Below are 10,927 nucleotides of genomic sequence, written 5' to 3' on the forward strand. Positions count from 1 at the left end.
CGCCCTCCGGCTTCGGCGCGGCGGCGGGCGCGGGCGCAGGCTTCGCCCGCTGCGCGGCCTCCGGCTTCGGCCCGAGCGGCGCCCCGCGCTGCGCCAGCATGTCGGAATAGCCGCCGGCATATTCGGTCCAGCGGCCGTCGCCTTCCGAGACGAGAACCGCGTTCACCGTGCGGTCGAGGAAGTCGCGGTCGTGGCTGACGAGGAGCACCGTGCCCGCATAGTCCGCGAGCATCTCCTGGAGGAGGTCGAGCGTCTCGAGGTCGAGATCGTTGGTCGGCTCGTCGAGGACGAGGAGGTTCGAGGGCGCCGCGAGCGCGCGGGCAAGCATCAGCCGGCCGCGCTCGCCGCCCGAGAGGACCGAGACCGGCGTGTTCGCCTGCTCGGGCGCGAAGAGGAAGTCCTTCATGTAGCTCACGACGTGCTTCGGCGCGCCGCCCACCATCACGGTGTCGCCGGCGCCGCGGGTGAGCGCCTCGACGACCGTCCAGCGCGGGTCGAGCGCATCGCGCCGCTGGTCGAGCGCCACCATCTCGAGGTTCGTGCCGAGCCGGACCGTGCCGGAATCCGGCGCGAGCGCGCCGGTCAGGAGCTTGACGAGCGTGGTCTTGCCGGCGCCGTTCGGCCCGACGATGCCGATCCGGTCGCCGCGCAGGACGCGGAGCGAGAGATCCCGGACGATCGGGCGGCCGCCATAGGCCTTGGAGACGTCCGTCGCCTCGATGACCTGCTTGCCGGAGGTGGCGCCCTCGCCCGCCGTGAAGCTCACGCTCCCGACGCGCCGCCGCGCCTCGCGCCGCTCCTTCCGCATCGCTTCGAGCGCGCGCATGCGGCCCTGGTTGCGCTTGCGCCGCGCGGTCACGCCGTAGCGCACCCAGTCGAGCTCCATCAGGATCTTCTTGTCGAGCCGGTCGCGCTCGCGCTCCTCCTGCTCGAAGACCTGGTCGCGCCACGCCTCGAACGCGGCGAAGCCCTCCTCCAGCCGGCGGCTCGCGCCGCGGTCGAGCCAGATCGTGGCGCGGGAGAGCCGCTCGAGGAACCGGCGGTCGTGGCTGATGAGGACGAGGGCGGAGCGCGAGGCGGCGAGCTCGGCTTCCAGCCATTCGATCGCCGGCAGGTCGAGATGGTTCGTCGGCTCGTCGAGGAGCAGCACGTCGGGCTCCGGCGCGAGCGCCTGGGCGAGCGCCGCGCGGCGCGCCTCGCCGCCGGAGAGCCGCTTCGGGTCCTCGCTGCCGTCGAGGCCGAGCTGCTGCAGGAGATAGGCGGCGCGATAGGGGTCGTCGCCGGGCGCGAGGCCCGCTTCGGCGACGGCGAGCGTCGTCGCGAAGGCGGAGAGGTCCGGCTCCTGCGGCAGATAGCGGATCGTGACGCCCTGCCGGACCACGCGCTCGCCCGCATCCGGCTCGACGAGCCCGGCCGCGATCTTCAGGAGCGTCGACTTGCCCGAGCCGTTCCGCCCGACCAGGCAGAGCCGCTCGCCCGGCCCGACGGCGAGCGCGACGTCGGAAAGCAGCGGCGTCCCGCCGAAGGTGAGGCGTATGCCGCGCAGGCTGAGAAGCGGTGGGGCGGCAAGGGCCAAGGCGGGTCTCCGGTCGGGCGAACGGGCGGGGAGCCGGCGCAGCGGCCGGCAGGCGCCATGTGGACCCGGGCGGCGACGGGCGCAAGCCGGCGGAGGCGGCGGGCGGCGGGTCGGGTGGCGTCCCTCGGCAGCGGGGGCGGGCGAAGGCGAGGATGAAGGCCAGCCGAATGCTCACCTATGTTCCAGCGGAACCGGCGACCTGGGCTACGGCGGCGCCGCGCCTTTCGAAAAATCGTGGCGCTTACGCGGGCACGAACCGCTTCACCGGCGGCTGCTCGTGCCTGCGGGCCTCGGCCAGGTCCCAGTTCGCCTGCACGGCGAGCCACAGCCGGGCGGTGCTGATCCCCGCCTCTTCGAGCCGGACCGCAAGGTCTGCGCTGATGCCCGCTTTCCCGTTCAGGATCCGCGAGAGCGTCACGCGGTTCACCGCGAGGTGTCGGGCGGCGTCGGTTACGGACACACCGAGTTCGTCGAGGGCGTCGCGGAGGATCTCGCCGGGATGGCTCGGGTTCTTCATCGTGGCTCTTTCCTCAATGATAGTCGACATAGTCGACCAGCTCGACATCGGTGCCGACGAAACGAAGCGTCACGCGCCAGTTGCCATTCACCCAGATTGACCAGTGGCCCTTCAGCTTGCCCTTGAGCGCATGCGTTCGGAAGTTTGGCAAAGCGAGGTCCTGCGGCGTCTGCGCCTGATCGAGAACCGTCAGAATGATCCTGAGCTTCTTCTCATGCGCCGTCTGAATGCCCCTTGTGGTGCCTGTCTCGTAGAATGCTTCGAGGCCCTTGTGGCGAAAGCTGACGATCATGTCCGGATGTAGCGCGTAGCGCGACGCACTACAAGGATCCTCGGGATGGTCTTGAGCCCGATCGGCGCCGGGACGGGCGCGTTGCGCCTGCCGCCTTCATGGTCGCGCCTTGCGGACAAGCTTCCGCCGGATGCCGTAACCGACCGGAAGCCATTCGGCCGGCTCTCAGGCGCCGCCCTTCGTTGAAGGCCCGGGCTGAAGCGGCCGGTCGCAGCGCGCGGCGTGTCACGCCCTGCAGGCGGCTCCACCGGCAGCATGCGCGGCGCCTGTCTCCGGCGCTGCGCATGCTGGGTTCGAGCGGTTCGGGCCCTCAGCCTGCGCCGCCCGGAAACGTCAGACCACCTCGACCTTCAGGTCGCCGACGCCGTCGACATGGCCTTCGAGCACGTCGCCCTTCTTGGTCGGGCCGACGCCCGCCGGGGTGCCGGTCATGATGATGTCGCCGGGCGCGAGGCGGAACAGGCCGGAGAGGTATGCGATCGTCTCGGGCACCTTCCAGATCAGCTGGTTGAGATCGCCCTTCTGCTTCACCTCGCCGTTGACCTTCAGCCAGATCGCCCCTTGCGAGGGATGGCCGATGGCCGCGGCCGGCACGATCTCGCTCGTCGGCGCGGATTCCTCGAACGCCTTGCCCACTTCCCAGGGCCGGCCCATCTTCTTCGCCTCGCCCTGAAGGTCGCGGCGGGTCATGTCGAGCGCGACGCCGTAGCCGTAGACGTGCTCGAGCGCCCGCTCGGCCGGGATGTTCTCGCCGCCCTTGCCGATCGCCACGATGAGCTCGATCTCGTAATGGACGTCCTTCGTCATCGCGGGATAGGGGAACCTGCCGTCCACGACGAGATTGTCCGGGTTCTTCTGGAAGAAGAACGGCGGCTCCTTGTTCGGGTCGTGCCCCATCTCGATCGCATGCTCGGCATAGTTGCGGCCGACGCAATAGACCCGGCGGACCGGAAAGCTTTCGCTCGAGCCGCGGACCGGCAGCGCGACGGTCGGCGGCGGGGGAAACACGTAGGACATGGACTTCCTTTCTGCAGGGGTCACGAGCGGCTGGCGGCGTAATAGTCCACCCGGCGCTCGAGCCAGGCGAGGCCCTCGGCGATGGCGAAGGCGAAGGCGAAGAGGACGAGAAGCGCGGCCCAGAAGTGCTCCATCAGGAAGCGCGAGCCGTAGAGCTTGAAGAGCGCCCCGAAGCCGACGATCGAGACGAGCAGCTGGCCGATGATGACGCCCTTGACGGCGCGGATCATGCCGAGCCGGATGCCGGCGAGGATTTCCGGCATCGCGGCCCAGACATGGATCTGGCGGAAGGCCTGCCAGCGAGTCGCGCCGAAGCTTTCCGCCATCTCCAGGAGCGAGGGCGAGATGGCGCGCACGCCGGCGCGCGCGTCGAGCACGATGATCCAGATCGCGAACAGGACGACGGTCAGGACGATCGTCGTCTGGCCGAGCCCGAAGAGCACCATGATGACCGGCACGAGCGCGGTGAGCGGCGCGCTCAGGAAGAGGTTCACCCAGGGCAGGAGGATGCGGTCGGCGATCGCCGACCGGCCCATCAGGACGCCGAGCGGCACGCCGATCGCGATCGCGATCAGGTTGCCGGCCACGAACGCCTCGGCGGTGATCCAGAGCGCGTTCAGGAACGAGCGCGTCGGCACGATCTCGACCATCCGGACGAGCACGTCGGAGAGCGGCGGAAGCAGGATCGTGAGCCCGAGCCGGCCGACGATCTCCCACAGGATCGCCCACAGGAAGAGCGAGGCGAACATCGGGACGCGGTAGCCGTGGATCTGCATGGTGCCGCCTCAGTCCAGATAGTGCTTCAGGCTCTGCCAGATGGCGTCGACCGTATCGAGATAGACGGGATCGCGGCGGATCGCATCCGGGTCGCCGGCCCGGCTGATCGCGGGCTCGATCACCTCCGCGACCGAGCTCGGCCGCCGCGACAGGAGCACGATGCGGTCGGAGACGTAGACCGCCTCCTCGATCGAATGCGTGACGAAGATGAAGGTCTTCCTCTCGCGCGCGACGAGATCGAGAAGGTCCTCCTGGAACTTGCGGCGGGTCTGCTCGTCCACCGCCGAGAAGGGCTCGTCCATCAGGAGCACCTCGGCGTTGACCGAGAGCGCGCGGGCGAGGCCGACGCGCTGGCGCATGCCGCCCGAGAGCTCGTGCGGGAACTTCTCCTCGAAGCCGGCGAGGCCGACCTGGCGGATGTAGCGCCGGGCGACCTCCTCGCGCTCCGCCTTCGCCACCCCCCGCAGCTCGAGCCCGAAGGCGACGTTGCGGATGACGGTCGCCCAGGGCATCAGCGCGAAGTCCTGGAACACGAAGGCGCGCTCCGGCCCCGGCCCCGTCACCGTCCGCCCGTCGATCAGCACCTCGCCGGAGGTGAGCGGCAGCAGGCCGGCGATGATCTTCAGAAGCGTGGTCTTGCCGCAGCCGGACGGGCCGAGCAGCGAGGTCAGCTTGCCGCGCGGAAAGTCGACGCTGATGTCGTCGAGCGCGTGGACGCCGCCGGGATAGATCTTCGTCACGCCGCGGACGGCGACCATCGGTTCGCTCGCCGGGGTGGTCTCGCGCGCGATCGCAGCAGTCATGGCCATCAGTTTCTCGCTCGCTTCTCGGGCCGGAACGCCGTCACCTCGACCCATTCGAGCAGCTCGATGAAGAGGACGGAGAACACCATGATGGAAAGGATCGCGGCATACATCTTCGGATAGTCCGCGATCGAGCGGTTGTAGGTGATGAGGTCGCCGATGCCGGTCGGCGTGATGAGGAGCTCGGCGAGCACCGCGCCGATGAAGCCCGCCGCCGCGCCGAGCCGGAGGCCGGCGAAGATGACCGGGCTCGCCGCCGGAAGGACGATCCGCAGGATCACCTGCCGCCGCGTCGCGAGATAGGAGCGCCCCATCTCGACGAGCGATACCGGGGTGTGGCGCACGGCGGCATAGGAGTTCAGCACGATCACCGGCATCGCCATGATGCAGACGACGAGCGTCTTCGAGGTGAGGCCGATCCCGTAGGCGAAGACGATGAGCGGGATGAGGGCTGCGAGCGGCGCCGCCTGCATGATGATGAAGATCGGCGAGGCGAACCATTCGGCGCGCTCGTCGAGCCCCATCGCGATCCCGACCGCCACCCCCAGCACGCCGGAGAGGACGAGCCCGAGGACGAGCGGCTGGAGCGTGATCGCGAAGGCATGGACCAGCGAGCCGTCGCCGAGCATCTGGCCGAGGCCGACCATGGTCTCGATGAAGGTCGGGAAGGCGGGGCTGATCGGGATCCGCGCCGCCCATTCCCAGGCGAGGCAGAGCGCCACCGCCGAGAGCACCCGGAGCGTCATCGGGTGGGAGAGGAAGGCCGCGACCGGGTGCGTCTCCTTGTCGAGGAGGGCGCCGCGCGGCGTCCCGACCCCAATCCGGGCGAGGAGCCCGCCCGCGGCGGGCTCCAGTCCGGATTGCGTGCGGTCGCTAGCCACCGAGGTTCTTCTTCGCGGCTTCGGCCGGCCCGAGATCCCAGAAGTCCTCGACCTTCAGGCTCTCGGCCGGGCCCTGGAGCTGCCCCGAGGAGACGTAGAACGCGAAGTCGCCCTTGGCGACCTCCTCGCTCGCGCCGTCCGGATTCCAGAGGCCCGCCTCGACGCCCTCGGCATAGTAGCCGGGCACCTCGTCCAGCACCTCCTTCGGGAGATCGGAAAGGAGGTTCCGCTTCTGGCGCTCCGCCTCGACGATGCCCGGATCCTTGTTCATCTCGCGCCAGAGCTTCATGACCTCCTCGACGAGGATGGTCGCGGTCTCGGCGTGCTCCTTGATCCAGTTCTCGTTGGCGAACAGGATCTCGTCGCTGACCTTCTGATCGATGCCCGGCAGGACGTGGAACTTGTCGGGCGCCTGGGCGATCAGCTTGTTCTTGTTGGCGAGGTCGACGATCGTCGCCTTGATGGTGCCGTTCAGCATCGCGATGATGCGGTTCTCTGAGCCCGGCACGTAGGAGCGGTCGCCGAACTCGATCCCCTCGCGCGCGGCGATCACGTTGCCGTAGGCCTCGGTCGCCGTGCCGCGGGCGTGGAAGGTGAAGGGCTGGCCGTCGAGGTCCTTCCAGGTCTTGTATTCGGTCGAGGCGACCGGGAAGAAGACCAGGCTCGAGATCTGGTAGAGGGCCCGGAGCGGCACCTTGGCCTTCTGGATGACGGAATAGGGCGTTCCGATGCCGACATCGGCCTGGCCGGAGACGATCGCCTGGATCGCGAGCTCCTCCTCGGCGAACGAAGTCAGCTCGTAGTCGACGCCGCGCTCCTTGGCGCGCTCGAGCGCGATGATGAAGGCGAGCGTCTCCTCGGAGACGACGTCGCCGAGCGCCACGCGGATCTTGTCCGCCGCATTCGCCGTGCCGCCCGCCATGACGGCCGCCACGCAGAGGCCCGCAAGCAGGCGGCCGGCCGATTTCCATCCGTTCAGCATCATTTCCTCCCTGGGGTCGGCTTTGCATCGACCGTGACGCGCCATGCGCCCGGTTGCCTGACCAATGAACTATTGGTTAGGCTATGCTGGACGATTGATCAAGGGCGGACACGCGCATGGCGGGAGCGGTCGATTTCGAGGACGAGCGGGACGTGCGCGGCGATCCCGCCGCGGTCGCGGAAGGCGACGGCGCGCTGACCCAGCTCAAGGCCTATCTCGCCCAGCACGAGCTCGCCCCCAACACGCGGCTGCCGCCGGAACGCGAGCTCTGCGAGATCCTCGGCGTCTCGCGCGGCGAGCTCCGCAAGGCGCTCGCCGTGCTCGAGGAGCACGGCGACATCTGGCGCCATGTCGGCAAGGGGACCTTCACCGGCGCCAGGCCGGCGGAGGAGCGCATCTCGATCGCCGAGATCTCGAGCCAGACCAACCCGGCCGAGGTCATGCGCGCGCGGCTCCTCATCGAGCCCGAACTCGCCCGCGAGGCCGCGCTCAACGCCAATGCCGACGACGTCGCCGCGCTCAGCGCCTGCCTCGCCGGCTCCCGCACCTCGGAGACATGGCGGCAATACGAGAACTGGGACAACCGCTTCCACCGGGCGATCGCCTCCGCCACGCACAACGCGCTGCTGATCGCGCTCTTCGACACGCTGAACGGGGTGCGGCGCGCCGTGGTCTGGGGGCGGCTGCGCTACGACATCCAGAAGCCGCCCCCGGACCACCACAGCTTCGCCGACCACGAGGCGATCATCGCCGCGATCGCCGAGCGCGACATGAACGCGGCCGCAACCCGGATGCGCGCCCATCTCCAGATCGTGCAGGCGAGGCTCCTCGACAGGCCGCGCGAGGCGGCGGAATAGCCGGCCGCTCCAGCCGCCTCAGCACCAGCCGCCGCGCGCGCCGCCGTCATAGGCGCGCACGAGCGCGCGCGCGAGCAGGGCGCGGCCGAGATCGGTGCCGTCCGGCGCGCTGACATCGGCGACCACCCGGCCCCAATATTTGTCGCCCGCAATGTCGCGAAGCGTGACCCGGCCGCCGGCGACGAGACCGGCGAGCGCCGCCGTCGCGCGGTCGGAGAGCCGGCGCTCGCCTTCGCAGCGCGCCCGCTTCTCCGGCGCATCGACGCCGCGGATCCTGACGAGCACGCGGATCTCCTGCCCGATCCAGATCGGCACCCTGACCGCGATCGTGTCGCCGTCCACCACCGTCTCGACCTCCGCGGCATAGGGCCCGGCGAGAATCTCCGCCGCGTGCGGGAGGCCGGGCGAGACGCCGGCGGCGAGGAGCGCGAGACCGGCACGGACGAATCGTTGTAGGAACATATTCCTTTCCTACACCCGGGCGCGGAAAAGGGAAAGAGGCGGGCTTGCGGGCGGCCCTGGGAGCGGTTCATCCGGCGACGAATTGACACCGGTAAGGCGAAATCCTTACATCTGCGCGCCACGACCGGTGGAGGACGCGATGGCTGCGGTTCTCAAGCGCTACAGCAAGATCACCGAGAAGGGCCAGATCACGGTTCCGAAGGACGTTCGCGATGCGCTCGGCGTCAGGCAGGGTGGCCGCATCGCGTGGCGCATCGAAGGCGAGCACGTCGCCGTCTATCGCGTCGACGAGACCGAGAACGAGGACGATCCGGCGCTGAACGCCTTCCTGTCCTTTCTGGAGCGGGACATCCGGACGCATCCGCAATCGGTGGCGGCGCTATCTCCCGCGCTCGTCGAACGCATCTCCGGGCTGATCGAGGGAGTTGACGTTGACCCGGAGGAAGAGATCGCGGGAGACGTCGCCCTCTGACCGACCGCTGGTCGTCAACGGCTGGCAGATCTTCGCCCATCCGCTTTTCCTGGATCAGCTCGCCCGCCTTGTCGCCGCGGTCGAACTGGAATCGAGGAAGGACCCGGACGGCTACAAGTCCGGGGCCAATGCCAAGCTGCTCGCATCCATCCACAAACTCGCCTTCGAAACGATCCCCGAAGATCCGTCCCGCGCGGTCCACCGGCAGGGCAATACGCTCGGCGGCGAGCTCCGGCACTGGTTCCGCGCCAAGTTCGGCCGCCGGCGCTTCCGTCTGTTCTTCCGCTATCGAGCCGACCCGAAGATCATCGTCTACGCCTGGGTGAACGACGAGCAGTCCAAGCGCACCTACGGCTCGAAGTCGGATGCCTACGCCGTGTTCAAGGCGATGGTCGACAGCGGGAATCCGCCGAACGCCTGGGACGATCTCCTCGAGGCTTGCCGGAAGGCGGCGCCCTCGCAGCCTCTCTCCCGCCTGCGCGATCTGATCCACCGCTTCGGCCTGTAAGATCACGTCCCAGCGATTCGGCGAGACGTCGTCAGACCTGCTTTGTCGCGACACCTGCACGCTTTGCTTCAGGAACACAGAAGTGCTTCCGAGACTCCCCTCTAATAGACATCCTCACAGCAGTCAACGGCGGACACATCAGCTACTCTGCAAGAGACCCTTTCCTCGAATTATCTCCAACCAGCGGGGCGCGTCTATCCAGTTACTTCGTATTACAGTTCCCTTATTTGACTCTGGATTGCGCCACTTCCAGTACCTGCGTTTAATCTCATCCCCGGACATGGCTCTCAATGCGCTTTCGCCGCCTCCCACCCCCACTTGGATACCGGAGTCACCCGACGCTCGTGAGCACATCATATCAAAATCCAATCTCCCATCGTAATTCAGGAGGTTGGGGTCGCCGCGTCTGTCAAGCGCATCAACGAGATTCGCAAAACGTTTCGTAATATAATGTTCTGCTCCAAGGACTGCCAGAGCCAAATTATGAATATCCTTCCACGATAGAACACAATCTGCATCATAGCAAAGGTCCACTTTACTAGGTATAATAGCAACATGCAAATAGGTGTCGATACGCCTGTAGTTCTCTATTTCGAAAAGATGACTCAGCTGTCTTTGTTGCGACCTTAATTGCTTCCTGAGCGACGCTTCTTCGACATTTTTAGAGAAGCATTTTCCTTCACAAGCGATCATTTCATTCCCAAATAACACCACGAGATCGGGAGCATCTCTCGTATCTTCTTCAGCTTCCTCGAGCCTTAGGCCTGCAGCCTTGAGATCGCGGGCGATATGGAATTCGGTAATGATCTCACAGTTCGAGAGATCAGAAGGCAGACTGGCATCCGGTTGACTTCGGCGCAGCGGTTCTCCATCCGCTCCACGCTCAGTACAGGCTCTCTCGTTTACAAGCTTTATGAATTCTTCTAAGCCTCTAAATTCATCATGGAATAGGAGCGCCGGAAGCAATGTCGCCGTAAAGTACCGTTCGCTTCTGACAATATCATCGAACCGCTTCAAGACAGACCTCCACTTCCAACTCTTCCTTCCTTCCGAAGGATTCACGTTCAACTGTAATCAGACAACCAAGCTTATGCAACACAACAGGGTGGGTAGCCCGCCTTTGCTCAGCAGCGGGGCGTCGGCGCGGCGGCGTCGATGACGTGCAGGAACGACCCCATGACGCGGCCGCGGCGGAGACCGGCCGCGCCGAGTTCGGCGCCCTCCGGGCTCGCGACCCGGAAGAGCGGCTCGGCCGCCCCTTCCCGCTCCACAATGGCGTAGTGGAATTCGTGCGCGGCGAGCCGGCCGGGCCAGGGCAGGCCGCCCGCCGCCTCCGCCAGGCGATAGCCGAGATGGAGGCGCCGCCGCTCGAAGCTCGTGGCGACCGGCAGCAGGCCGAGCATCGCATGCCGGACGCCGGCCGCGTCGGTGAGCGCCTCGCCGAGCGCCATGTAGCCGCCGCACTCGCCATAGACGAGCGCGCCCCGCCTGGCCGCGGCGTGCATCCCGGCCCGGAAGCGCGCCGCCGCCGCGAGCCGCCCGGCATGGAGCTCGGGATAGCCGCCGGGCAGGCAGACCGCGTCGGCGTCGGCACGCGGCGGCTCGTCGGCAAGTGGCGAGAAGAAGGCGATCTCGGCGCCCGCCTTCCGCCAGTCGGCGAGGAGATGCGGATAGGCGAAGGCGAAGGCCTCGTCGCCCGCGACCGCCACGCGCTGGCCGGGCGGCGCGAGCGCGGGCCGCGCCGAAGCCGCCGGCTCCGCCGGGAGCGGCACGGCGAGAAGGG

General features: G+C 67.7%; 13 protein-coding genes and 1 pseudogene. 3 read left to right on the plus strand and 11 right to left on the minus strand.

All coding sequences use genetic code 11. The annotated features are described in order from the left end of the window. From E4O86_RS20300 to E4O86_RS20335, 8 genes are all read right to left on the minus strand, one after another. Nucleotides 1-1,576, minus strand: a 1,576-nt coding sequence (locus E4O86_RS20300) for an ABC-F family ATP-binding cassette domain-containing protein (protein ID WP_161142375.1), incomplete at its 3' end; no start/stop codon positions are given. 241 nt (nucleotides 1,577-1,817) lie between these two features. Beyond that, complete coding sequence (locus tag E4O86_RS20305) at nucleotides 1,818-2,093, minus strand: HigA family addiction module antitoxin (RefSeq protein ID WP_161142376.1); 276 nt, start codon at nucleotides 2,091-2,093, stop codon at nucleotides 1,818-1,820. 13 nt (nucleotides 2,094-2,106) lie between these two features. Then, a complete protein-coding gene (locus E4O86_RS20310; protein ID WP_161142377.1) occupies nucleotides 2,107-2,385 on the minus strand; it encodes a type II toxin-antitoxin system RelE/ParE family toxin in 279 nt (92 codons plus the stop codon). Between the two features lie 333 nt (nucleotides 2,386-2,718). Beyond that, nucleotides 2,719-3,402, minus strand: coding sequence for a fumarylacetoacetate hydrolase family protein (locus E4O86_RS20315; RefSeq protein WP_161142378.1), 684 nt, complete (start codon nucleotides 3,400-3,402; stop codon nucleotides 2,719-2,721). Between the two features lie 20 nt (nucleotides 3,403-3,422). Continuing rightward, a complete protein-coding gene (locus E4O86_RS20320) occupies nucleotides 3,423-4,178 on the minus strand; it encodes an ABC transporter permease (RefSeq protein WP_161142379.1) in 756 nt (251 codons plus the stop codon). Between the two features lie 9 nt (nucleotides 4,179-4,187). Next, a complete protein-coding gene (locus E4O86_RS20325) occupies nucleotides 4,188-4,982 on the minus strand; it encodes an ABC transporter ATP-binding protein (RefSeq protein WP_161142385.1) in 795 nt (264 codons plus the stop codon). 5 nt (nucleotides 4,983-4,987) lie between these two features. Then, nucleotides 4,988-5,863, minus strand: a complete 876-nt coding sequence (locus E4O86_RS20330) for an ABC transporter permease (RefSeq protein ID WP_343039202.1) — start codon at nucleotides 5,861-5,863, stop codon at nucleotides 4,988-4,990. Next, complete coding sequence (locus E4O86_RS20335) at nucleotides 5,856-6,845, minus strand: ABC transporter substrate-binding protein (protein ID WP_205521002.1); 990 nt, start codon at nucleotides 6,843-6,845, stop codon at nucleotides 5,856-5,858. The genes E4O86_RS20330 and E4O86_RS20335 overlap by 8 nt, the downstream gene beginning before the upstream one ends. A 116-nt stretch (nucleotides 6,846-6,961) precedes the next feature. On the opposite strand from E4O86_RS20335, the gene E4O86_RS20340 reads away from it, so the two are divergent. Beyond that, a complete protein-coding gene (locus E4O86_RS20340; RefSeq protein ID WP_161142380.1) occupies nucleotides 6,962-7,702 on the plus strand; it encodes a FadR/GntR family transcriptional regulator in 741 nt (246 codons plus the stop codon). Nucleotides 7,703-7,720: 18 nt separating this feature from the next. Here E4O86_RS20340 and E4O86_RS20345 read toward each other — a convergent pair whose 3' ends face one another. Next, on the minus strand, nucleotides 7,721-8,164 hold the full coding sequence (locus E4O86_RS20345; RefSeq protein ID WP_161142381.1) for a thermonuclease family protein: 444 nt from the start codon (nucleotides 8,162-8,164) through the stop codon (nucleotides 7,721-7,723). Between the two features lie 139 nt (nucleotides 8,165-8,303). Between E4O86_RS20345 and E4O86_RS20350 the strand changes: the two genes are divergently transcribed. Next, complete coding sequence (locus E4O86_RS20350) at nucleotides 8,304-8,636, plus strand: type II toxin-antitoxin system PrlF family antitoxin (RefSeq protein ID WP_161142382.1); 333 nt, start codon at nucleotides 8,304-8,306, stop codon at nucleotides 8,634-8,636. Then, a complete protein-coding gene (locus E4O86_RS20355) occupies nucleotides 8,596-9,144 on the plus strand; it encodes a type II toxin-antitoxin system YhaV family toxin (protein ID WP_161142383.1) in 549 nt (182 codons plus the stop codon). Before E4O86_RS20350 ends, E4O86_RS20355 begins: the two co-directional genes overlap by 41 nt. 138 nt (nucleotides 9,145-9,282) lie before the next feature. Here the strand turns inward: E4O86_RS20355 and E4O86_RS20360 are convergent, their stop codons facing one another. Both E4O86_RS20360 and E4O86_RS20365 read right to left on the minus strand, forming a co-directional pair. Further along, nucleotides 9,283-10,161 carry a hypothetical protein gene (locus E4O86_RS20360; protein WP_161142384.1) on the minus strand — a complete coding sequence of 293 codons (879 nt, stop codon included), beginning with the start codon at nucleotides 10,159-10,161 and terminating at the stop codon, nucleotides 9,283-9,285. A gap of 107 nt (nucleotides 10,162-10,268) precedes the next feature. Next, a pseudogene (locus tag E4O86_RS20365) lies at nucleotides 10,269-10,927 on the minus strand (cobyrinate a,c-diamide synthase); the annotation flags it as partial.

It is taken from the genome of Propylenella binzhouense, assembly GCF_009866965.1.
Classification (GTDB): domain Bacteria; phylum Pseudomonadota; class Alphaproteobacteria; order Rhizobiales; family Afifellaceae; genus Propylenella; species Propylenella binzhouense.